At 63.5% G+C, this 22,123-nt stretch carries 17 protein-coding genes and 4 pseudogenes; 14 read left to right on the top strand and 7 right to left on the bottom strand.

Annotated features, from left to right (window positions below; genetic code table 11):
• The first annotated feature begins 165 nt into the window (after positions 1 to 165).
• From ACSJJT_RS12195 to ACSJJT_RS06740, 4 genes and pseudogenes are all read left to right on the top strand, one after another.
• Complete coding sequence (locus ACSJJT_RS12195) at positions 166 to 561, top strand: metal-sensitive transcriptional regulator (RefSeq protein ID WP_462981540.1); 396 nt, start codon at positions 166 to 168, stop codon at positions 559 to 561.
• A gap of 22 nt (positions 562 to 583) precedes the next feature.
• Positions 584 to 904, top strand: a pseudogene (locus ACSJJT_RS06750) (heavy-metal-associated domain-containing protein); the annotation flags it as partial.
• A 218-nt stretch (positions 905 to 1,122) separates the two neighbouring features.
• The gene (locus ACSJJT_RS06745; protein WP_435917552.1) at positions 1,123 to 3,381 is read left to right on the top strand and encodes a heavy metal translocating P-type ATPase; all 2,259 of its coding nucleotides are present in this window, start codon (positions 1,123 to 1,125) and stop codon (positions 3,379 to 3,381) included.
• Positions 3,382 to 3,671: 290 nt separating this feature from the next.
• Complete coding sequence (locus tag ACSJJT_RS06740; protein ID WP_435917551.1) at positions 3,672 to 4,865, top strand: septal ring lytic transglycosylase RlpA family protein; 1,194 nt, start codon at positions 3,672 to 3,674, stop codon at positions 4,863 to 4,865.
• A gap of 95 nt (positions 4,866 to 4,960) precedes the next feature.
• Here the strand turns inward: ACSJJT_RS06740 and ACSJJT_RS06735 are convergent, their stop codons facing one another.
• Genes ACSJJT_RS06735 through ACSJJT_RS06725 form a run of 3 tightly spaced genes read right to left on the bottom strand, consistent with a single transcriptional unit; the run spans position 4,961 to position 7,090 of the window.
• Positions 4,961 to 5,443, bottom strand: coding sequence for a GyrI-like domain-containing protein (locus tag ACSJJT_RS06735; RefSeq protein WP_435917703.1), 483 nt, complete (start codon positions 5,441 to 5,443; stop codon positions 4,961 to 4,963).
• Positions 5,443 to 6,279: a lysophospholipid acyltransferase family protein gene (locus ACSJJT_RS06730; RefSeq protein WP_435917550.1), complete on the bottom strand. Its 837-nt coding sequence runs from the start codon at positions 6,277 to 6,279 to the stop codon at positions 5,443 to 5,445. The genes ACSJJT_RS06735 and ACSJJT_RS06730 overlap by 1 nt, the downstream gene beginning before the upstream one ends.
• 1 nt (position 6,280) lies before the next feature.
• A complete protein-coding gene (locus ACSJJT_RS06725) occupies positions 6,281 to 7,090 on the bottom strand; it encodes an SDR family NAD(P)-dependent oxidoreductase (RefSeq protein WP_435917548.1) in 810 nt (269 codons plus the stop codon).
• Between the two features lie 121 nt (positions 7,091 to 7,211).
• Between ACSJJT_RS06725 and ACSJJT_RS06720 the strand changes: the two genes are divergently transcribed.
• The 3 genes from ACSJJT_RS06720 (at position 7,212) to ACSJJT_RS06710 (ending at position 10,794) form a co-directional block, all read left to right on the top strand.
• The gene (locus ACSJJT_RS06720) at positions 7,212 to 8,009 is read left to right on the top strand and encodes a deoxyribonuclease IV (RefSeq protein WP_435917546.1); all 798 of its coding nucleotides are present in this window, start codon (positions 7,212 to 7,214) and stop codon (positions 8,007 to 8,009) included.
• 72 nt (positions 8,010 to 8,081) lie between these two features.
• Complete coding sequence (locus tag ACSJJT_RS06715) at positions 8,082 to 10,016, top strand: AMP-dependent synthetase/ligase (protein ID WP_435917545.1); 1,935 nt, start codon at positions 8,082 to 8,084, stop codon at positions 10,014 to 10,016.
• Positions 10,017 to 10,410: 394 nt separating this feature from the next.
• Positions 10,411 to 10,794 carry a rhodanese-like domain-containing protein gene (locus tag ACSJJT_RS06710; protein ID WP_435917544.1) on the top strand — a complete coding sequence of 128 codons (384 nt, stop codon included), beginning with the start codon at positions 10,411 to 10,413 and terminating at the stop codon, positions 10,792 to 10,794.
• A 136-nt stretch (positions 10,795 to 10,930) separates the two neighbouring features.
• Here the strand turns inward: ACSJJT_RS06710 and ACSJJT_RS06705 are convergent, their stop codons facing one another.
• Both ACSJJT_RS06705 and ACSJJT_RS06700 read right to left on the bottom strand, forming a co-directional pair.
• Positions 10,931 to 11,131: a hypothetical protein gene (locus ACSJJT_RS06705; protein ID WP_435917702.1), complete on the bottom strand. Its 201-nt coding sequence runs from the start codon at positions 11,129 to 11,131 to the stop codon at positions 10,931 to 10,933.
• Between the two features lie 3,018 nt (positions 11,132 to 14,149).
• A pseudogene (locus ACSJJT_RS06700) lies at positions 14,150 to 16,042 on the bottom strand (S8 family serine peptidase); the annotation flags it as partial.
• Positions 16,043 to 16,761: 719 nt separating this feature from the next.
• Here ACSJJT_RS06700 and rpsF point away from each other — a divergent pair.
• The 7 genes and pseudogenes from rpsF (at position 16,762) to ACSJJT_RS06665 (ending at position 21,146) form a co-directional block, all read left to right on the top strand.
• Positions 16,762 to 17,052 carry a 30S ribosomal protein S6 gene (gene rpsF / locus ACSJJT_RS06695; protein ID WP_435917543.1) on the top strand — a complete coding sequence of 97 codons (291 nt, stop codon included), beginning with the start codon at positions 16,762 to 16,764 and terminating at the stop codon, positions 17,050 to 17,052.
• A gap of 115 nt (positions 17,053 to 17,167) precedes the next feature.
• Positions 17,168 to 17,722, top strand: coding sequence for a single-stranded DNA-binding protein (locus ACSJJT_RS06690; protein WP_435917542.1), 555 nt, complete (start codon positions 17,168 to 17,170; stop codon positions 17,720 to 17,722).
• Positions 17,723 to 17,867: 145 nt separating this feature from the next.
• Complete coding sequence (gene rpsR, locus ACSJJT_RS06685; protein WP_004809778.1) at positions 17,868 to 18,107, top strand: 30S ribosomal protein S18; 240 nt, start codon at positions 17,868 to 17,870, stop codon at positions 18,105 to 18,107.
• 14 nt (positions 18,108 to 18,121) lie between these two features.
• Entirely contained in the window at positions 18,122 to 18,571 is a 450-nt protein-coding gene (gene rplI / locus ACSJJT_RS06680) for a 50S ribosomal protein L9 (RefSeq protein ID WP_435917541.1), read from the top strand.
• A gap of 441 nt (positions 18,572 to 19,012) precedes the next feature.
• On the top strand, positions 19,013 to 19,738 hold the full coding sequence (locus ACSJJT_RS06675) for a hypothetical protein (protein ID WP_435917540.1): 726 nt from the start codon (positions 19,013 to 19,015) through the stop codon (positions 19,736 to 19,738).
• A 119-nt stretch (positions 19,739 to 19,857) separates the two neighbouring features.
• A pseudogene (locus ACSJJT_RS06670) lies at positions 19,858 to 19,952 on the top strand (ferritin); the annotation flags it as partial.
• Positions 19,953 to 20,291: 339 nt separating this feature from the next.
• Positions 20,292 to 21,146: an undecaprenyl-diphosphate phosphatase gene (locus tag ACSJJT_RS06665; RefSeq protein WP_435917539.1), complete on the top strand. Its 855-nt coding sequence runs from the start codon at positions 20,292 to 20,294 to the stop codon at positions 21,144 to 21,146.
• A gap of 88 nt (positions 21,147 to 21,234) precedes the next feature.
• On the opposite strand, the gene ACSJJT_RS06660 is transcribed toward ACSJJT_RS06665, so the two are convergent.
• A complete protein-coding gene (locus tag ACSJJT_RS06660) occupies positions 21,235 to 21,651 on the bottom strand; it encodes a siderophore-interacting protein (RefSeq protein ID WP_435917701.1) in 417 nt (138 codons plus the stop codon).
• A gap of 18 nt (positions 21,652 to 21,669) precedes the next feature.
• Positions 21,670 to 21,927: pseudogene (locus ACSJJT_RS06655) on the bottom strand (siderophore-interacting protein); the annotation flags it as partial.
• Positions 21,928 to 22,123 lie beyond the last annotated feature (196 nt).

Raw genomic sequence — 22,123 nt, 5'->3', positions numbered from 1 at the left:
AGTCACTGGGGTGAACCGAGACGAGGCGAGCCGACGAAAATCATCAACCAGCGTCGAACTGCTGTGCCGTCGGGCCACCCCTCCTCTCAAGCGGGGTCTTGAGATCGGTGAGGCGACCCTTGCTTCAGATACCCCCAGAGGGTATTCTCCTCATGGAGGAGGACCATGACCCACTCGGATGACTGCTGTCACACCCCTGAGCCGATCCCCGCTCGTCGCGATGTCGAGAAATGGACGTCGAGCGACGCGTGTGGAGGTTGCGGCTGCCATGACCACCCCCAACACGGGTACCTCGGACACAAGGAGATGCATCTGCGTCGCCTCAAGCGAATCGAGGGGCAGGTGCGAGGCCTCGAGAGGATGGTCGATGAGGAGAAGTACTGCATCGACATCCTGACCCAGGTCTCAGCAGTCACCTCGGCCCTGAAGTCAGTGTCCCTGGAGCTGCTGGCCGAGCACATGAGTCACTGTGTGGTTCGTGCCGCGCAGGCCGGTGGACAGGAGGCTGAGGACAAGATCACCGAGGCAAACCAGGCCATCGCCCGCCTCGTCAAGGCCTGATCCCGAGCACACTGGAGGAACAATGCACAAGACGTACACCATCAACGGAATGACCTGCGAGCACTGTGTCAACGCCATCACCGAGGAGGTCTCGGCCATCAGCGGCGTCGACAAGGTCACCGTCTCCCTGGAGTCTGGCTCCATGACGATTGATTCGGCCGAGGAGATCTCCTTCTGCAAGGTTGCCGACGCCGTTGACGAGGCCGGCGAGTACACCGTTGCCGAGGCTGCCTCCCTTGACACCGCCGGACACCCGGGTGGCCAGTGCGGATGCGGTGGCCACGGACACGGTGCCCAGCCGGTCGAGGAGTCCGGGTGTGGCTGTGGCTGCGGCGGACACAAGGCCTGAGCCACCGACGCGTCGTCCCGCTGAGGACAGCATCCACTCGACCTCGGGCCTCGGGGCCTGACCGCACATCGCCGTCAGGCCCCGACCCCCGAAGTCGACCTCTCCTCCTACCCCAACACACAGCCCGTCAGCCTCCCAGCCACTCGAGCGGTCGGATGATGCCGCCTGCCCCGACGCCCGGGATTCCGACGGGTGGTCCACGAAGGAAGAACATGTCCACCCTCACCCACTCGGGCACCAAGCCTGAACCGGACGAGGAGACGGAGCCCACCTCCGTCGACCTCGACATCACCGGGATGAGTTGCGCCTCCTGCGCCGCCCGGATCACGAAGAAGCTCAACAGGGTTGACGGAGTCCAGGCCACCGTCAACTACGCCACCAGCAAGGCTCACGTCCTCACGACCGGGCCGGTCAGCGTCCAAGACCTCATCAAAGTGGTCGAGAAGGCTGGTTATGGCGCCGCTCTGCCTGAACCCGTCGCACCTTCCGATGACCCTGCGGCGAAAATTCGCAACAGACTGACCGTTGCCGTCATCCTCGCGGTGCCAGTGATGGTGCTGTCGATGATTCCTGCATTGCAGTTCGACGGCTGGCAGTGGGTCACACTCGCGCTGGCCCTCCCGGTCGTGTTCTGGTGTGGGGCCGGCTTCCACCGAGCCGCATGGACGAATCTGCGACACGGCGCCACCACGATGGACACCCTCATCAGTCTGGGGTCGTTGGCCTCTCTGGGGTGGTCGGTATGGGCGCTTGTGTGGGGCAATGCCGGCGAGATCGGCATGCGGCACCACATGACCTGGGCACTACAACGCCCCGATCCCTCATCGGCCATCTACTTGGAGGCGTCGGTTGGTGTCATCACCTTCATCCTCGTGGGTCGTTGGATCGAGGCTCGGAATCGTGCCGAGGCCGGGTCTGCGCTGCAGGCGCTGTTGCGGATGGGCGCGAGATCGGTACGAGTTGTCAGAAATGGCAAGGAGGTCACCGTCCCGATCGAGGCCCTCAAGGTGGGGGATCACTTCGTGGTGCGACCGGGGGAGAAGGTCGCCACTGACGGCTGGGTGGTAGAGGGAAGCTCTGCCATCGACGCATCCCTGGTCACTGGTGAATCCCTGCCGGTGGAAGTGACGCCGGGGGACGACGTCGTCGGTGCCACCGTCAATACGTCCGGGCATCTTGTCGTGGAGGCCACAGCGGTTGGCTCGGACACTGAGTTGTCCCGCATCGCTTCCTTGGTCGAGGCCGCCCAAACCAGCCGTTCCGAGACCCAGGACCTCGCCGACAAGGTCTCCTCGATCTTCGTGCCGACGGTTCTCGCCATCTCCGTGCTGACGATGATCGTGTGGGGTCTGCTGGACCAGGGAGTCACTGCTGCCTTCACTGCAGGTGTCGCAGTGCTCATCATCGCCTGCCCCTGTGCGCTGGGTCTGGCGACCCCGATGGCCCTGCTTGCCGGTACTGGGCGCGGAGCTCGGCTGGGCATCGTCATCAAGGGAGCCCGGTCCTTGGAGAGGGCTCGCGGTATTGACGTTGTCGCGATGGACAAGACCGGAACCCTGACCACCGGGCAGATGGCCGTTGCCCGCGTGTGGGACGAGTCCGGACGTGTGATGAACATTTTCGACAACCCGACCGCCCTCGTCGTCGCGGCAGCGTTGGAGGCTGGGTCGGAGCACCCGATTTCGCGGGCCGTGGTCGAGGCATGCCCTGGAATTGCCCCCGCAGAGGACTTCCAGGCCCTGCCGGGCATGGGCGTGAGCGGAGTCGTTGACGGGCTGCCTGCGAAGGCCGGTCGGGTGTCGCTTTTCGACACCATTCCCGATGCGTTGGCGAAAAATGTCGAGCGAGCCCAGGCCGAGGGTCGCACGGTGCTCGTTGTTGGTCGAGGTGACGACATTCTCGGTGCCATCGCAGTGAGTGATGAGATCAAGCCGGAGGCCGTCATCGCCGTCAAGCGTCTCCTGGACGCCGGTGTGCGCCCGGTGCTGGTGACTGGTGACAATTTCGGTGCTGCCGCGCGTGTGGCGTCAGAACTGGGCATCGACGAGGTCATCAGCGAGGTCATGCCCGAGGACAAGGTCGACGTCGTCAAGAGGCTGCAGGCGGCCGACACCCGCGTCGCGATGATGGGTGATGGCGTCAATGACGCTGCTGCCCTTCAGGTGGCAGATCTGGGCGTCGCCATGGGGACAGGTACCGACGTCGCCATCGCGGCCAGCGACATCATCTGCACCCGGGGAGACCCGCGGCTCGCCGTCGATGCCCTGCACCTGGCACACGCCACGGATCGCACCATTCGGCAGAATCTGTTCTGGGCCTTCGCCTACAACGTGGTGGCCATCCCGGTGGCCGCGGTTGGTCTGTTGAGCCCGGTCATCGCGTCGGCAGCCATGGCCTTCAGCTCGATCTTCGTGGTGATGAACTCGATGAGACTGGTGCGTTGGGAGTCTCGAGTGAGCGATTCACGGTGAGAAGCTGAGATGGATCCACGAAGTTCGCTCTCAGCGATACAGAGCCCATAAGCCGCTATACGACGCGGTTTCTCGTGGTTCTGCGCCGGCTTCCCATCCTGCGCGGACTCCGAATGACACGCTCCAGAAGCGAGCGAATCTTAAGTTTCTCAGCAAATCTTTGGATTCTCCGGGTGAACTGTTCTAGTGTAAGGGCCGTGCATCCCACCGGAGGCACGTTGGCGCACGCCAGATGTGGCTGCCGCCGATCCCCGTACCGGGCCCTGAGCCCCCGATACTGAAGTGGTCGAATGTCGAAAGTTGTAGCCTCCGCGATTGCTGGAGCCCTCAGCCTTACCTCGGCTGGCGGTCTCACGATGGTCCAGGTGCTTGATCGAGACACCGTGACCTTCTCCGTGGACGGAGTCTCCCAGCAGGCCAAGGTCAAACCAGGCACGGTCAAGCAGGCCCTCGCCCAGCGTGGGATCACTGTTGGTCCCCATGACGACGTCCAGCCTTCGCTGGACTCCGAGATCCACGACGGTCAGGTCATCACCGTCAACTACGGACGTCGCGTCGTCGTCACCATTGACGGCAAGAAAGTGGTTCGATGGACCACTGCCAAGAACGTCTCCGAGGTGCTGGATCAGCTGAACCAGTCTGATCCGGACAACCTCGTCTCGGTCTCGCGTTCCCTGGACATCTCCAGGGCCGGTCTGTCGTTCTCCATGCAGACTGCCAAGGACGTCACGGTTACCGCTGGCGGTAAGACCCAGAAGGTGACCGCAGTCGGAACCGTTGCCGACGCCCTCAAAGCCGCCAAGGTTTCCTACGACTCCAATGACGTCAGCAAGCCGGGTCTCGCCACCCCGCTGGCTGACGGCATGAAGATCAACCTGACCAAGGTTGATCAGAAGTCCCAGAAGCGTCGCGTGGCAGTCCCCTTCCCCACCAAGAAGGTCGAGGACTCCTTGATGACCAAGGGCGAGACCAAGATCACCACCAAGGGCGTCAAGGGCACCAACGAGGAGATGTGGACCGTCGTCTACAAGGACGGCAAGAAGGTTTCCGAGAAGAAGGTTTCCGCCAAGGTCGTCAAGGCCCCGGTGACCCAAGTTGTCAAGGTCGGTACCAAGAAGGCTGCATCCACTCCCTCCCGTTCGAATGGCGGATCCGCGGCGTCCCGTTCGAATGGCGGGTCCACGTCGAACCCGGTGACCAGCGGTAGTACCTGCGTGGCCTCCACCTACGGCGAGGGCGATGGCACCGCCGGTGGCCCTACCGCATCCGGTGAGACCTTCAACCCGTCGGCTCTGACCGCCGCTTCGCGGACCCTCTCGTTGGGATCCACGATTCGTGTCACCAACGTCAGCAACGGTCGTACCGTGACCGTGCGTATCAATGACCGCGGTCCCTATGTCGGTGGTCGTTGCCTCGACCTGTCGACCGCTGCGATGAATGCCATCGCTCCCGGACAGGGCCTGGTGACCGTCCGCTACAGCTGATTCAAGGCTTTACAAGAAGGGCCCCGTCATGTGACGGGGCCCTTCTTGTTGGTTGTGGGCTCGGGCGACGGATGCCCGCATTCGGGCGAGCAGCCTCAGACGATGGGGAAGCAGACGTCGCAGACCGGCTCTTCCATACCGGTGGTGTCCCAATTGGCCCAGTAGACCTCGCGAGGGGCGTCAGTGCGCACCATTCCGGCTTCTTCCAACCAGTCACCGAAGTCGTCGTAGATCTCGTCGATGTCGGGGTACTCGAGCTCGGCCTTGGTGACCGTCACCCAGGCCTCCCGATGGGCGTCAACGGTGCGTACACTGACGTCTCCGGGCAGCACGGAGTCGTCAATGGAGCCCTGAATTGGCTGGCACACCTCGACGGTGCCGTCATGCTCGGCGGTGAGACCGTCGTGGTAGATGACGAAGGGGGAGGCCTTGTCGAGGGCGGGGTCGCCGGGGGCGAGGCGTTCCAGTGCCTTGAAGGCCTCGTCCATGAACGGATCGAGCTCGTCGATGGACACCACCCGGGTCATCGAGATGACCCGGGTGGCCTCAACCTCCCTGATCTTGACTGGACGATCCATCATTGACCTCCATTCGACTGAGATGGCTCGGCCATCGACTCCTTGGTCTGGGACGTCGGGTGACCGCTGTCGGAAGCCTGGCTCAAGGCGCGGTGGCGTCCGTACTCGTCAAGGGTTGGCATGCCGTAGGCGCGGGCCGTCTGGTCGTGGAGCTCAATGACCTGACGACGAATCCGCTCGGAGAACTCGTGGGCGATCTCCCCGGGGACAGGGTCCATCGGGTGTCCAATTGCGACGTGGATCGGGGGGCGCCCCTTGGGGAGGCCCGCCTGTTCGGAGGGCATAGCGGCCCAGGCGCCGACCAGGGCAATCGGGATGACGGGGACTCCGCGCGAGATCGCCAACGCAGCAGCGCCCGGTTTGAAGGGCCCCATCGCTCCGGTGCGCGACCTCGTCCCCTCCGGGAAGATCAGCAGTGGGACGCCGTCAGTCAGCAGGGATCCGGCCATGCCTCGATGAGAGCGCGGGTTGCGAGCCCCGCGCTTGGTCTTCCCCCTGCCTCGATCAACCGGGAAGGCATTGAAGAAGAGCACCGGCGCGAAGGCCTTCCACCATGCGGTGAAGAAGTAGTCGGCTGCGGCTCCGGTTGCCAGGTACTTCGAGAGCCGCCTCGGCAGCGCTCCGAAGACCAGCGGGGCGTCGAGGTGGGAGGAGTGATTGGCGACGGCCACGTAGGGGCCGTCGAGTCCGTCGAGGTTGTCCGCACCGTGCACGGACACCTTCACCAGTTTCCACACCAGTGGCCGTAGTAGGAGCATGTTCGCTGTCTGCCGCGCCACAGCGGAAAGATCATTGGTGTACCGGCCTCGGTCCTTGGTGGGCTTGACGCTGGCCATCTCAGGCCTCGTCTCCCGACGTGTGTTGTGGGTGATCGTCCTTGTCCCGCGACGAGGACAGGGTTCGTGACAGGAATCTCATGGCGGAGCGTGGAGTGTGGGTGGCCACTGCGATGAAGAACTTCCAAAGTGGGGTGGGGATGGATACCACCTTGCCATGATCGAGGTCGTTGAGTGCCTCGCGCACCAGGACCTCGGCGTCAATCCAGAAGAAGTCCGGCAGATGGTTGGCAGTGACGTTGGCGCGGGAGTGGAACTCGGTGTGAACCCATCCGGGGCACAGGGCCATTGCCTTGACGCCGGTGCCGGCAAGTTCATTGGCGAGACCCTCGGTGAAGGTGAGCACCCACGCCTTGACAGCCGAGTAATTGCCGGTGTTGATCCAAGCGCTCGAGGAGGAGACGTTGAGGATGGCTCCGTGACCGCGGGACTTCATGGCTCGCCCGGCCGCGGCTGAGAGCACCAGAACTGTCCGCATCATGACCTCGAAGGCGCGGTCCTGCAGTTCGAGGGCGCCGGGATCGAGGATCTTGGTGTGTACCGCGAAGCCGGCGTTGTTGACGAGCAGATCGATGGGGTGGAAGGGGTCCTCGAGGCGTGCGGCGATCCGATCCACGTCCTCGCGCTGCGACAGGTCCGCCTCGATCGTCTCGACGGACACCCCGTACCGGGCTTCGATGTGCGCCTTGATGGCGGCCATCCGCTCGGTGTCGCGGGCGACGATGACGATGTCGTCTCCACGGGCAGCCAGTTGGGTGACGAACTCGCGGCCAATACCTGACGTTCCACCCGTGACCATGCTCGTTGCCATGCCCTCCAATCTACGGCACTCGCGGGATAGGCACCATCTTCACATGGACTTTCGGCGGCGTTCTGCCGAGGCGAAAGCACCGATCGCAGAACGGTCGGTTCCTCGTGGCACAGTGTTTGGCATGACGAAGTGGATCATTGGCGGCCATGTCGACATCGCAGACGCCGTGGCACAGGCGGCGGCACGTGGAGCCGACATCGCCCAGATCAGCCTGGGTGACCCGCAGTCCTGGAAGAAGCCGGTCTGCGACTTCCCGGGTGGCGCCCAGGCTCTCAAGGAGGCGGCTGAGGATGCCGGGTTGAAACTCGTCGTACACTCAACCTTCGTCATCAACGTTGCATCCCTCAACAACCGCATCCGTATTCCCAGTCGTAAGCTGGTCCAGCAGACCCTCGACGCCGCCGCCGAGGTCGGGGCGATCGGGGTTGTCGTCCACGGTGGCCACGTACGTGCCGGGGAGTCGATCGAGAAGGGCCAGGACAACTGGCGCAAGGCCGTCGACGGCTTCGAGTTCCCAGTGCCGCTCTTCGTCGAGAACACAGCCGGTGGAGACAACGCGATGGCCCGCTACCTGGAGAGACTGCAAGGCACCTGGGAGGCGATCGGTGCCGCGTCAGGTCATGAGAATGTCGGATTCTGCCTGGACACCTGTCACGCTTTCGCGGCTGGTCTCGACATGACGACGCTGGTTGATGACGTCCGTGGAGTCACAGGTCGAATCGATCTCGTGCATGCCAATGATTCGCAAGGACCGGCTGGTTCCGGACGGGATCGCCACGCCAACCTGGGTGAGGGGGAGTGCGAAGCCGACACCCTTGTCGACGTCATCCGTGCTGCGGATGCTCCGGTCGTCGTCGAGACGCCGGGGGATGCCGGGGGCCAGGCACGCGACATCGACTGGCTGCGTGAGCGCTTGTGACAGCTTCCTGCGTCGGACGATCGGGAACACTACGATGGAGTGTCAGGTTTGTACCGGCAAGGGGGAACGTTCATGACACCGAGCACACATCAGTCCTACAAGGCTGAACTCGCCCCAGCCGGGGAACTTCTCGGCCAGCCGGTACCGGGCGAGGACCTCGTCGAGAATCACCTTGCCCACATGTTCCGTGACACGGTCACGAACCATGGCTTTCGTCCGGCAACTCGTGTTCGTCAGGATGGCGAGTGGATCATTCGCACCTACGCGGAGACGGGTCGGCGCGTCACTGGTTTGGCGCGAGCATTCGTCACTCCGGGGGTACTGACCGAGGACGGTCTGCAGCGAGGGGACCGCATCTCGCTGTTCGCAGGCAACTGCCCGGAGTGGATTGAAGCTGATCTCGCGGGCATGACGATCGGCGTCGTCCCGGTGCCGATCTACCCGACGTCGACTCCCGACCAGATCGTCCACATCGTCACTGATGCTGGGGTTCGGGCCATCGTCACCGCTGGCCCCAAGGAACTTGACCGCATCCTCGAGGCACGGGACCAGATGCCCTGTTTGGAGACGGTCGTACTGATCGACCCGGCTGATCGCGTTGGTGATCATGACGGTCTGACGGTGCTTTCCCTGGAACAGGTCCGCGAGGCCGGGGTCTCCGAGAAGATGCAGCCCGTCGTCGAGGAGCGCATGGGGCAATCGTGCGCCGACGACGTCGCCGCTCTCATTTACACCTCGGGGACCACCGGGGAGCCCAAGGGAGTCATGATCAGCCATCGTGCGGCTCTGGCTGAGTTGCAGGCCCTTGACGCCTTCTTCGATTTCTCCCCGGCCGATCACTCGCTGAGCTTCCTGCCGCTGTCGCACGCCCTGGAGTGGGGGTGGTCGATGGTGGTCATCCGACACGGATGCCTCAACACCTTCGTGCCCAACCCCAAGACGATCTCGCAGATGCTGGCAGAGGTTCGTCCGACCCTCTTCGTCTCGGTGCCGAAGCTCTATGAGCAGGTGATGAAGGTCGCTCGTGAGAAGGTTGCTGATTCACCCGCCAAGCTCAGGATCTTCGAATGGTCGCTCGAGGTCGGGCGCGAGTGGTGGCAGGCCGAGCAGGAGGGACGGCGTCCCAGCATCTGGCTGGAGGCGCGGCACAAGATGGCTGATCGTCTCGTCCTGAAGGCCATCCGTGATGCCGTTGGAGGGCCCAAGACCGTGCTGGCGGCCGGTGGTGCGCCACTGCGCAAGGAGGTCGAGGAGTTCTTTGCCGCGTGCGGTCTGCTGGTGTGCCAGGGCTATGGGCTGACGGAGGCGTCCCCGTTGGTGAGCTTCAACTCGCCAGGCGGATGCAAGTTCGGCACTGCTGGCAAGCCGCTGGTGGGCAGCCGGATGTCGGCGACTGAGGAAGGGGAGATCCTCTACCGTGGCCCGAACATCATGAAGGGGTACTGGAAGGCCCCGGAGGCGACGGCTGCGGCGATCGAGGACGGTTGGCTGCACACCGGCGACATCGGGTACATCGACGGTGACGGCTTCCTCGTCATCACTGATCGACTCAAGGACATCATCGTCACCCTCAACGGTAAGAACATCTCCCCGCAGCCGATCGAGAACTCCCTCATGAAGGATCCTCTCTTCGAGCATGCGGTGTTGCTGGGCGATAACCGTCCGTGTCTGACCCTGCTCGTCAAGCCGTCCCTGCCTCAGGTGGAGGAATTGGCCGAGAGGCTGCACATTGCCTCAATGACAGGCCCGGAGATGCTTCGCTCCGAAGAGCTCGCGGAAGAGATCCGCCGCCGGGTGACCGAGATTACCGAGAAGCTGCCTCATCAAGAGCAGATTCGTGATCTGCGGGTGCTGTGGGACGAGTTCACGACAGACAATGGTCTGCTCACCCCGACCCTGAAGGTCCGTCGTGGCGAGGTTGAGAAGAGATTCACCGAGACCGTTGAGGACATGTACGCGCGGATTGCGGCCCGGCGGAGGGCCGGGAGGAAAGACTCGAAGCGCTGACCTGGGGAGGTCATGCGCTGGCACATCGGCTTCCGCGGGCCAGTGCAGGGTCATGGGTAGATCTACCAGGGACCTGCCGTTTGCTGTTTTGCGCCTCTGGATCCGACGCTGTGTCGATTCTTGTCAGCACGGGGGCGGTCACATCATTCTGGTGCCCCCGGACAGCCGGGTGAGCGCACCCCCACATCAAGGAGAACGTATTGGCCGGTATCAGAGCGTGAACGGTCGACGGCGTGGCGCCCGGCATCGACGATTTTTGTCAGCCCGCCGGGGGTAGGGACACCTCTGTTCCTCGGGCGGTCTCACGCCGGGAGTTTTCGACATCGGGTGAGTCGCCACCCAGTACGAGACGGTGTGAATCACCGTGCGGTCGCTTTCCCTAGACTGTGCAGACATGGGACTGCGCGACCTGCTGATGAATCATGGAATGGCCGAGGGGGGTCTTGAGCTCTCCGACGTCCTCAACATCCTCTCCAAGGGGGGAGTCCTCGTCGATGTCAGGACTCCCCGCGAATATGAGGCTGGCCACGCTCCCGGAGCGAGGTTTGCCAATCCCAAGGAGTTGATCGCCGACCCGTTCACCGCGGTCTATGGCGATGACCCGTTGGCCGAACCCGACCCGCATTTCATTCTGGTGTGTGACACCGGTTTGCGATCCGGTCATCTGGTGGACCGGGTACGGGAGAAGGGTTACACCTGTGACTTCCTCGCATCCGGCCTGCGCGCATGGCGGGCAGGCGGGGAAATTCTCATTCCTGGGCCACCGCGCGGCTGCTGACACGTCGCGCCGCGGCTCATCGCCGTCAGGGTCCCGACTCGACAGCCCACGGCAGACCTCGTCCCAGCCCCTGTCAGAACTTCCAAACGAACATCGCCCCCTCACCGCAGGTGAGGGGGCGATGCGGTGCCAGGCGTCAGTGACGCGACTTGCGGATGGCGTCGATTGCCATGATGGCCAGCGCTCCCAGTCCGGTGAGACCGGCCAGGCCAGTCAGACCAGTGGCGGGATCACCGCCGGTGGAGGGAAGCTGGTAACGGCGGTGCGGGGCCTTGGAGCCGTTGGATCCGCCATGACCCGGCGTGGTGCCGTGTCCTGGCTTCGTCTTGCCCGGGATGGTCGGCGGGGCGTCACCCGGGTCGGCCTTCTTCGCGACGAAGTCGAGAGTGATCTTCGACGGGGCTTGGAGGACGACCTTGCCGTCAACGACCTGACCCTTCGCGGTGCCGATGACCTTGCCATCGTCGAGAACGAGAATCTTGCGATCGGTCGGCACATTCAGGACGAGGGTCCCGACGACGGTCGGCCCGTCGTTCTTCACGGTGACGATGACGTCCCCATTGGCGTCGGCGTGGCAGGTGATTGAGATCGAGTCACCCTTGGCGAAGCGACCCGTCATCGTCCCGCACTCACCGGCCAGGGTCCGCTCCGGACGCTGCATGGTAATCTTCACGGTCTTGGTGACGGCGTGACCAGCCGAGTCGACCGCGGTGAGGACGACCGGGACGGCCTGGTCCATGACGAGCCCACTCAGATTGGCGTTGACAACGATGTTCTCGTCGACATCGTCAACCACCTTGTAGGCGGCGCGGATCTGGGCGAGGACGTTCTCGTCAGGGTTGACGACCAAGGCAGCCGGCCCTTCGATACGAGGAGCAGCGTCTACCGTGAACGGCACGGCGACGTCGGTACGACGATCAGCACGGTCGGTAGCGGTGACGGCCAGCTGGTGTGCGCCAGCAGCCAGGTCCTTGGTCGGCAGCTTGACCGTCAGCTGGGTGTAGCCCTCACCGGTCTTGGCCGACTCAGCGGCATTCTTGACGGCCTCCGTGTCGACAGCCTCCTGAGCAGCAGCGGCCTTGGCTGCGACCTTCTCAGCCTGAGCGGCCGAGTTGGTGGTTGCAGTGGTGGCACCGGTGTCATCCGGCTCACCTTCGAAGGTGACGTCGGCACTCTCGGCGGGTACCACCTTCGTGGCCTTGAAGGCGACCTGCTTGCCGTCCAGGGTCACCTTCATGTTGCGAAGGTGAGCGTCAGAGGCCTTGACGGTGATCGTCGTCGGCTCGGACACCACCTCACCAGCCTTGACGCCGGCAACCTCGACATCAGGGGCCTCGGTGTCGCTGATCACAGGGATGATCTGCTCCAGGCCATTGCCCATGAGGTCGTAGAGACCCAGCAGGATGCGGTCGCCATCAGAGGCGGTGACATCCTCGGAGAATCCGCGCTTGTTGATGTTGGCGCCCGGATCCCAGATGCTGGTGACGTTGCTGACGATGTTGCCGTTGATGGCCAGGTTGTAACCGAAGGCGTTGTCCCATACCTTGCCGGCGAAGGTGACGTCCTGCGACGGCTCGGTGATGTAGATGGCGCCGTCCTCGGCGATACGCGGACGATCAAGCTGGATACCGGGGATCCGGCTGTCGTAGAACACTCGCCATGCACTCTCGAGGGTCGTGGCTCCCTCAGTGGTGTCGGTGACCGTGTAGCCGATCTTGGTCAGACCCTGGTTGATCGGCACCTTGACGGAGAAGTGCAGCTTGGAATCGAGCTGGACTTCCTTGCCCTCGATGGTGAAGGACTTCGGTGCACGGTTGAAGGCGCCCGAGATCGTGTAGGTACGAGGGTCCGTCTTGGTGTCGACGTTCGGGTCCTTGCCGTCAAGGAAGATGTCCTGCTGGCCGAACGGGGAGTTCGGATCTGCCATGGCCGGGTTGTCGAAGGTGATGCGCAAGGCGTTGTCCTCGGTGACAGGGCGGTCGAGGGGCAGGGCGACGGTAGTGACGTTTCCCCCGTCATTGGCCGCCACTACGACCTGGGTGGCCGACTTGCCCGGGGTGACGGTCGCCTTGAAGGTGCCGTCGGCATTCGCCTGGACCTTTTTGTCATCGATCATGACTGTCAGCGGGCGACGCTGATCGCCAACCTTGGCCTGGTCGTCGGAGACCCTACCGGAGACGTCGACAGTGCCGTCGTCGTTGATGGTGACGAGGCTCTGCGAGTTGCGGGCGGCATCAGCGGTGAGCTGTGGGCCCTTGAGGTCGACGTCGATCCATGTCGTCGAACGGTCGAGGATCTTGCCGGCGGCGTCGTAGGCGAGGATTTCATAGCTGTTGTGGCCCTCGGCCCATTCAACCATCGCGCTGAAGTGGTGGTCGGCGTTGATCGTGGCGTCAACCCCGTTGACGGTCACCTTGGCAACCTCGCCGGAGACGATGCCACGGATTGGCAGGGTCTTGTCCTTGCGCAGGAAGGGCTGGTTCTCGACCTGGGACATGCTCGAGGAGTCGGGGGTGTCGGCGTTGACGACGGCTCCCCCGAGCAGGGAGTCGGGGGTGGCCAGCACCGTCTTGTCGAGCATCACGACGGAGGTCGTGGTGTTGAGGGCACGGTCAGCGGCAGTGATCTGCACGTGCTTGGCCGCAGTCGGGTTCGACACGGTGAAGACGGTCGCGCCGGGTACCGACTTGGTGTCAGCGGTCAGCGTCTTGCCCGAGCCATCGCGAGCGGTGACCGTGCCGGCACCGGAACCGGCGTCGGTGACCTTGGCGATGACCGAGGCGGTGCCGTCGGCGTTGTTACGCACCGAGGTGGCCAGCTTCGGGGCACTGACGTCGAGGATGAAGGGCATCTCGACGGTCTGCCAACTGAAGTCCGGCGACAGACGAGCCTGCACCCTGAAGGTGTACTTGCCCTCGGGAGCCGTGACGAAGGTGGCCTTCTTGGCGTCCCACACCTTGCCGTCCCAGCCGCGGTCGGGGTCACTCTCGGCGGCGTTGGTCTCGGCGCCGACGAGGTCGTTCAGCAGCATGTGCTGCAGGTCGCGGTTGGAACCAAGCTCGCGGACGGTCTTGCCGTTGGCGTCGACGACGGAGAACTTGAGCTCCTGTGCCGAACGCAGCAGCAGCGTCTGGGCGAAGATGGTGTCGAGCATCCCGTCACCGTTGGGGGAGAAGAAGTTGGCTCCCACACCGCGCTCGATGGTCATCGAGTCGAAGGCCTTGCTGGCGAGCACGGTCTTGTGCGGGTTCTCCTTGCCGAAGACCTGGGACATCAGCGACGGCGCCTTGGAGTAGACGGGGGTGTCGATGATGTTCTCGGCGTTCCAGTCACCGACGAAGCCCATGTAGGGCAGGGTCAGGTCAGGCTGGGACGGATCGGTGGACGAGAACTTGAACCAGCCCCCGATCCAGTGGGAGTCGCTGGTCTTCGGGGTGATGGTCCAGGAGACATTGGCGGTGCCGTGGGCCGGAATCGTCACGGTGTGAGTCCCGGCGGCGGCCTTCTCCGCGGTTGAGCACGAGGTCAGCGGGTTGTCGCCACTGTGGTCCTCGTTGATGACGCAGGTCTGGCTGGTGGTGAAGGTCTGCGGCTTGTCACCGAGGTTGGTGAGGACGACGTTGACCTCACGAGCCGAGGTGATCTCCTTGAGGGCGGCGTTGGGCCGGCCGTTGACGGTCGCCAGCACGCGAGTCCTGGTGGCGCGGTCAACCTGGGCGAGTCCGGCACCGATCTGGCGGGGAGCCAGTGGCACCCCGTTGGGGTACTTGAGGATCTCGGCGGTGTTCGACATCGCGGTGCGCAGGGTGGAATCCGCCGCGACGCGGGACAGGCTGGGATTGGTCTTCCTCAGTGACTGCAGCATGAGGGCCGACAGTCCGGCGACGTTCGGGGTGGCCATCGAGGTGCCCGACATGAGGCCGTACTTGTTGTCGTTGAGGGTCGAGTAGACGGACCCACCGATACCGGCGATCTCAGGCTTGAAGTTGAGGTCCGGGGTGGCTCCCCATGAGGTGAAGCTCGAGGCGAGCAGCGGGTCGGGGTTGTCGACCAGCCTGTTGGACCTGGTGAGCTGGATCGACACCTCCTTGCCGGACTTCATGACGGCGACGAGCTTCTGGCCGTCGTCGTGACCCATGCCGGAGACCGGAACCGTGGAACCGTCGATGCCGGCCATGCCGGGGATGTCGTTCCCGCCGCCGGCATTGTTGAAGATGATGACACCGGTTGCACCCTTGTCAACGGCGTTCTTCACCTTGTCGGCGAAGGAGATCTCACCGCGCTCGATGAGGGCCCAGTTGCCCTTGACCTCGGCCGCGACCTGCTTGGGCTTGCCGATGCCGGCGGCCACCAGCTTGTGGACCTCGACGTCTCCTGGGCCGGCCTGCTGCTGGTAACCGACCTCGGCCGATCCGCCGTCCCAGCTGGCCTTCGCAGCGGTGACGACCTTGTGGGCGTTGTTGATTGACGCTACGGACCAGGCGGCTGGGGCGGTGGCGGGGCTACCGAGGGCGCCGTTGTCGAGGAGTTCGAGGGCGTCGACCTCGTCGCCCTGGGCGGAGGTCGACAGGCCGTCGTTGCCCGCGGCGACGATGACCTGGACTCCAGCGTGCTGGGCGTTGGCGATGGCGAGGGCCTCACCCTGATCGGCGGAGTCCACGCCGTTGGCAGAGCCGAGGGACATGTTGATGACGTCAGCGCCGTGACGTACCGATTCCTCGATGGCGGCGACGATGTCGTCGGTGTAGGCCGATCGGGACTTGGCGGGATCGTTGGAGAACACCTTCATGGCGAGGAGCTGGGCTTCGGGGGCGGCGCCGTTGACGCGTCCATTGGTGACGGCGTCGGCGTCAGACCCACCGTTGGCAGCCACGATGCCGGCAACATGCATGCCGTGCTGGGACGCAGTGGTGTCCTTGACGTTGCTGTTGCGGTCGGCGAAGTTGTAGCCATAGGGCACCTTGTCGGTGAATCCGTCAGCAGCCTCGAGCTTGGCATCGGTTTTGCCCCCGGCGTCGAGACGCATGTCCTGGTGCTTGATGTCGATACCGGTGTCGACGATGGAGACGACGGTTCCTCGTCCGTCGAGTCCGGTCGTGCGAGCTGCAGTGGCTCCGGTCGCCAGGTTGGCGTCGTCATCGACCGCCTCGTAGGCGCGCACCGGTTTGACGGAAATGACGCCCGGCTGGGTCTCCAGGATGGGGATGTCAGAGGTCTCGACCCAGGCCGAGAACCCCTTGACGAGCATACCGAATCGGCGGTCAACCTTGATCGGGACCTTGGACTGGATGGCACTGATGGTGCGGCTCAGTTCGGCGAGATTGGTTTTCTCGACACCGCGTCCGGAAGGCTGCCCCTTCAGGAGCACCATGACCTTGACCTTCTCGGACTGCGTCTGAGTCGCGGGAGTGAGAGAGGGGATCGGTGGTGTTGGACTCGGGGTGGCCATCGCGACCGGAGTGGCTGCCAGCGTCAGCGCAACAATGCCTGCGAGCAGCCCTCCTCCTCGAGATGTACGCATATGTGTGACCGTCTTTCCTCGACACTGCGGCCGGACCTCCCGGGCTCGCATGCATGGCAGACAGATTGTCCACGGATCCGGCGCAGTAGACACTGTGACCACATGTCGGACCCTCGAGCGTAGCCCCAGCCTTTAGGGAGAATCCTGTCGGACCGCCCCCGGTGAGCGTGAGACCGCGACGGAGAAATTGATTAAATCGTTACCTATGGCTCAGGAAAGCCTAAGTGTCTATCTGATGCATGGATCGTGGGCTCTGAGTGCCGTAGGGGTGAGACGGTCAGGGCTGATCTTGTGGATTCGGAGAACGACGACCCAGCGGGTAAGCTGTTCAACTGGCTGCCCGTCATGGCAGCTGACCGGTCGGGCAGACCCCGGTCGGTGGCATTCGCCCTCCTGCCACGGGATGTACTCGTGGCCGCTGAGACCAGAGGAGGTGGAGTCAGCGTATGCGTAAGTACGAGGTCATGATCATCATAGATCCGACCGTCGAGGAGCGTCAGGTCGATTCCCTCATGGAGAAGTACCTGAAGATCATCACTGACGAGAAGGGCACCGTTGACAACGTCGACGTATGGGGCAAGCGCCGCCTGGCCTACGACATCCAGAAGAAGTCTGAAGGCATCTACGTCGTGATCAACGCGACCTGTGAGCCTGCGACCATTCAGGAGATGGATCGCCTTCTCGCCATTGACGAGAAGATCCTGCGCACCAAGGTCATGCGTCCCGAGATCCACTGAGGATCGAGGACCCGCGCTGTTCGCCTCTGTTCTTCGGGGAGATTCCGAAGACTGTCCTAGGTGGGCGGCACACTGGAACCATTGATTCGCAAAACCCCGAACCGCGGAGAGTGACATGGCTGGCGAAACCCCCATCACGGTGATTGGCAACTTGACTGCCGATCCTGAGCTGCGCTTCACCCCTAGTGGGGTGCCTGTCGCGAATTTCACGGTGGCATCAACCCCGCGAACCTTCGACCGACAGACCAACGAGTGGCGCGACGGCGAGGCAATGTTCCTCAACTGCTCCGTGTGGCGTCAGTTCGCCGAGAATGTCGCTGAGTCCCTCTCCAAGGGCATGCGTGTCATCGTCAACGGCAACCTCAAGGCTCGCTCCTACGAGGATCGCGACGGCAACCGCCGTACCTCCTACGAGATCGATGTCAACGAGGTGGGTCCGTCACTGAGGTTCGCCTCGGCCAAGGTGGCCCGCAACCAGTCCTCCGGCGGAGGCAATTGGGGCGGCAATGCTGGCGGTGGCCAGGGTGGCTGGTCCGGCGGCAATGGTGGCCAGGGTGGTAACTGGGGTGGAAGCTCCGGTAATCAGGGGTCCTACAACAATGGTGATGCCAACCGCGGCGGCGGAGTCGATCCTTGGGCCTCGGCCCAGACCGATGAGCCCCCGTTCTGATCGGTAGATCTTTGATCGGGAGGTCAGATTCTCCGACCGCCATCGTCATCGATACAAGAAACATCAGGTTCGGTGCCCCGTATGGGGCCACGGACAAGGCACATTCCGGCGAAAGCCGGGCTTTCACACGAAGGAGAGCACCACAATGGCCGGTCCACAGCGCAAGTCTGTGAACAAGAAGAAGGTCGTCCCCGTCAAGACTGTGCACATCGGCGCGGTCGACTACAAGGACACTGCCCTGTTGCGCAAGTTCATCTCCGAGCGAGGCAAGATCCGCGCTCGTCGCGTCACCGGGCTGTCGGTCCAGGATCAGCGCAAGGTCGCCATCGCGATCAAGAACGCTCGCGAGCTCGCACTGCTCCCGTACGCCTCGACGGCTCGCTGAGAAGGGAGAAAGACATGAAGCTCATTCTCACGGCTCCGGTGGCCAAGCTCGGTGCCCCCGGTGACATCGTGGAGGTCAAGGACGGTTACGGCCGTAACTACCTGCTGCCGCAGAACTACGCCATCAAGTGGACGCGCGGTGCTGAGGCCCAGATCAAGGACATCACCCGCGCCCGCGAGGCCAAGGAGATCAAGTCCAAGGAGGAGGCCGAGCAGGTCCGTTCGCAGCTGGAGCACCTGGTCGTCCAGGTGACCGTCCAGGCTGGCGAGAGCGGTCGTCTGTTCGGTGCCGTCACCCCTGGCGACATCGCCCTGGCCGTCAAGAAGGCTGGTGGCCCCGCCCTCGACAAGCGGACCATCGAGATCAGCAAGCCGATCAAGACCATCGGCAAGCACACCGTCGGCGTCAAGCTGCATGACGCCATCAAGGGTCACGTCACGGTGGAGACTGTCCCTGCCGCGTGATCTGACGCACACGCAGGCATGAGGGAGGGCACCCATGTGGGTGCCCTCCCTTTGTTGCGTCACCACCGGCGAAAGTTATGACGAAGCCTGACTCCATTGTGCAGCCGCACGGGGTCACCGCACGGCGACTGAGAAATCAGCGGGTTGTAACGCTCAACCACCAGGGTACGTATCGTGCCGAAATTACGGTTCAGGCCGGTGCGGATGTTCTCCAGGCGCTCCTCGGGGAGGGGATTCGTCTGCAGTACGGCGCATCCCGAGCACGACTGCGAGTCCACTGATGCCGAAGGCGATGCGCCAGCCCCAGGTGCCGATCTGATCGTGGGCCAACGTGGCGGTCCCGATGAGTAGGACGGCTTTGGCGACGTGGGTGGAACCATGCTGCACATGAGTGGAAAAGTGTGGCACTGTTCACAGAGTTGTCACACGATGGGGCGAGGCGTGGCAGAAGACGGCGACTGGCAGGCCGGTGTGGTGTTCACCCACACGTTGTCGCTCGTCCTTGATGACAAGGCGCAAGAGGTTCTTCGTGGTGTTCGGAACCGGCTCATGGCAGCAGGGATTCGGGTGCTGCACGAGCCTGCCCATGTCACGGTGGCGGCGGTGTCGACCATGGATGGCGTTGATCGTGATCTCGTCGACGTCGGGTGGCCGGAACGAGTGATGCTGACGACCTCGTGTCGATTGCCGAATTCTGACGGTGTGGTGGCGCTGTGCCCTCACGATCCAGCGCGCTCCGACGTCATCCGTTCTCAGGCCGGGTGCTCCGGCACCAGCTCCCCTGCCCACCCTCGCTCGGGTCTCGCGGTCTGCGATCCCATCACCCCCGTCCCCATGATGATTTCTGACACCTCGCCGGGGGAGAGTGTCGAATCGTGCTCCTTCCCCTCCGAGGTCGACGGTTTTCGCACCTCCGGGATTCCGGAGGTGCTTCGCAGACCCCACGAGGCTCTGCATCATCGGCTGGCTGGGGCCGGAGTCACCACCTTCAATTACTACGGGCCGCGGTGGTGGAATCCTCACGTCACGATGGGATACCAGGTTCCGCCTGCCTTCCAGGGGCGTGCGGTCGAGATCCTGGCCGACGTCGTGCCTCTCGAGGTCGGGGTGACGGGGGTTTTCGTCTGGTGTGTCGAGGACGGTCGAACGTACTCCCTGTGGCCCTGAGCGCGAAAACCGTCATCATGGGTGGGGGGAGATCACAGCAGCGATGGCTCTCCATCCTGGGGCGACATTTTTCGTCACCCTGGGGCTGTCTGGTGCCCTCACGGGCTCGAGACACGAACATGTCGGATGACATCGTCAAGGCGTTCAACGATCAGATCTCCTCGGACTCACCGCTGACATGACTTACCGTCAGCGGTCATTGAGGCCATCGGCGATGGCGGCCCAGACCTGTCTCGTCAGGACGCCGAGCTCGGCTCTCGCATGGAGTCCATTGAGAACGCTGAATGACGTTGCACGACGCGGGGCTCGCCCTGACGATGCACCTTGCCCAGCCTGTTGTGGCTTATGGTCGTAACTGTGAGAGAGCTGTGTGCATGACGACCGTGGTCGTCGCTGGGAGGTCTCAACCCCGACCACGGCCATTGATGTCAGGCGACAGGGCATTTGCGTAGCAAAACTGTCGGTCTCTGCGTCTATGGTGTTAGCCCGGATGCATTGACGTGGATCAGCGTCTGCCGCATCCGCACGGCCCCCAATCGAGAGGTTTCCATCCGTGAACTGGCTGCACGCCGTCATCCTCGGCATTGTCGAGGGCATTACCGAGTTCCTGCCTGTCTCCAGTACGGGCCATCTCCGCATCGTCGAGAAGCTGCTGGGGTATGACATCCAGGGTGCCGGGATCACTGCCTTCACCGCGATCATCCAGGTCGGTGCGATTATCGCCGCCATCATTTACTTCTGGTCTGACATCGTGCGCATCGTCGTCGCGTGGTGCAAGGGCCTGGCCCACAAGGAGGATCGCGACGATCCGGATTACACCCTCGGGTGGGGCATCATCCTGGGTTCGATTCCGGTGGGCATCGTCGGCCTGTTGTTCAAGGACGCCATCGAGAACACCCTGAGTTCCCTGTGGGTGGTCGCCATTGCCCTCATCGTCTGGAGTGGCGTGATGTGGCTGGGGGACCGTCAGTCGGGCCTCGACCGCGGCATGAAGGAAGTCGGCATCTTTGACGCCATCTTCATCGGCTGCTTCCAGGCACTGGCTCCGCTGTTCCCGGGTATTTCTCGTTCGGGCGCGACGATCTCTGCCGGTCTGTTCCGTAAGTTCGATCGCGCGACCGCGACCCGTCTCTCCTTCTTCATGGGTATCCCGGTGCTCGTGGCTGCGGGCATCTACGAGACCATTTCGGCCACCAGTGACATCTCCACCGCCAGCGGCGGCGCCAACGCGATTGGTTGGGGGCCGACGATTCTGGCGACGGTGGTCTCCCTCATCGTGGCCTACGTCTCGATCGCGTGGCTGCTGAAGTTCGTCTCCTCGAACAAGTTCACCGGGTTCATCTGGTATCGCATCGTCGTGGGCCTCATCATGATCGGCCTCATCCTGACGAACGTGGTCACCGCCTGATCCTCATCTGACGCATCGAGGGCCGACCTGCCTCAAGCGGGGTCGGCCCTCGACATCGTGTGCGTAGATCACCCAGATTGGACCTCCCTCAGTCTCCCGACTCAGCCGCCATTGAGCGGTTGAAATCCTGTTTCATGGCGCGCCATCCGTCGGCGTCGCGCCCGGCGAACCAGTAGGCCGACAGCTGCACCCTCTCTTTCGGTAGTCCGCGCTCGAGGCGCAGGTGACGGTGCATGGGGCGGACCATCGCTGCCTCTCCGTGAACGAAGGCGTGGACGTCGGCAGGCAGGTCGAGGTCCCCCACAGTGGCGACAATCCCCGCGAGATCCCGGGGAACCGTCACGATTGTGATGCGGTCGTCGCCGGGGAGGGGGTAATGGTGATGCCCGTCAACGAGGACGACCGTGGCGCGGGCCGATTCCGGCAGGGCAGCGAGGGCGTTCGCTACTGCTGGCAGAGCGACCGCGTCGGCGACGGCGAGCAGGTGGGTGAGGTCCGAAGGCATCCGCCAGTGGCCTCCCGGGCCCCGTACTGCAACCTTGTCCCCGGGCTTGACGATTCTCGACCACTGGGATCCGGGGCCATCATGGGCGTCCGCCTCGGTCTCGGGCCCGAACTGCAGGACGTCGATGCCCCACGATCCGTCATCGGACCAGCGGCGACGGGTGTATGTACGCAGCTGGGGATGGGAGGTGTCCTCGCTGACAGGTGCGCGGAGGTCGGCCCCATTGGACGGCAGGACGATCTTGACGTGATCGTCGACCGAGGTGATGGGTGGCATGTCACACGGTTCGAAGTCGATCGAGATGACGTTGGGGATGTCGTGGCGGACCTCACGGACCCGCGCCAGATGCCGGGCTTTGACCATGTGGCCAGGCTACATCAATTAAGAAACAATAGTGTTTCCAAATGTGTGTGGGTCCGGGTTTGTGGCGTGCGAGACAGGCATCTGGAGGCGGGAACCCCACTTCTCCAGG

Source organism: Cutibacterium nasicola (assembly GCF_051303185.1).
In the GTDB taxonomy this organism is placed as follows: Bacteria; Actinomycetota; Actinomycetes; order Propionibacteriales; family Propionibacteriaceae; genus Cutibacterium.
Note: the sequence above shows the minus strand (reverse complement) of the source record. Positions and strands in the feature narration are given on the sequence as shown.

Coding starts and splice junctions, on each gene's coding strand:
- ACSJJT_RS06725 (WP_435917548.1), bottom strand. CDS start 7,090: ATGGCAACGAGCATGGTCACGGGTGGAACGTCAGGTATTGGCCGCGAG.
- ACSJJT_RS06660 (WP_435917701.1), bottom strand. CDS start 21,651: ATGCCTTCGGACCTCACCCACCTGCTCGCCGTCGCCGACGCGGTCGCT.
- rpsF (WP_435917543.1), top strand. CDS start 16,762: ATGCGTAAGTACGAGGTCATGATCATCATAGATCCGACCGTCGAGGAG.
- rplI (WP_435917541.1), top strand. CDS start 18,122: ATGAAGCTCATTCTCACGGCTCCGGTGGCCAAGCTCGGTGCCCCCGGT.
- ACSJJT_RS06735 (WP_435917703.1), bottom strand. CDS start 5,443: ATGGATCGTCCAGTCAAGATCAGGGAGGTTGAGGCCACCCGGGTCATC.
- rpsR (WP_004809778.1), top strand. CDS start 17,868: ATGGCCGGTCCACAGCGCAAGTCTGTGAACAAGAAGAAGGTCGTCCCC.
- ACSJJT_RS06740 (WP_435917551.1), top strand. CDS start 3,672: ATGTCGAAAGTTGTAGCCTCCGCGATTGCTGGAGCCCTCAGCCTTACC.
- ACSJJT_RS06710 (WP_435917544.1), top strand. CDS start 10,411: ATGGGACTGCGCGACCTGCTGATGAATCATGGAATGGCCGAGGGGGGT.
- ACSJJT_RS12195 (WP_462981540.1), top strand. CDS start 166: ATGACCCACTCGGATGACTGCTGTCACACCCCTGAGCCGATCCCCGCT.
- ACSJJT_RS06715 (WP_435917545.1), top strand. CDS start 8,082: ATGACACCGAGCACACATCAGTCCTACAAGGCTGAACTCGCCCCAGCC.
- ACSJJT_RS06690 (WP_435917542.1), top strand. CDS start 17,168: ATGGCTGGCGAAACCCCCATCACGGTGATTGGCAACTTGACTGCCGAT.
- ACSJJT_RS06730 (WP_435917550.1), bottom strand. CDS start 6,279: ATGGCCAGCGTCAAGCCCACCAAGGACCGAGGCCGGTACACCAATGAT.
- ACSJJT_RS06745 (WP_435917552.1), top strand. CDS start 1,123: ATGTCCACCCTCACCCACTCGGGCACCAAGCCTGAACCGGACGAGGAG.
- ACSJJT_RS06720 (WP_435917546.1), top strand. CDS start 7,212: ATGACGAAGTGGATCATTGGCGGCCATGTCGACATCGCAGACGCCGTG.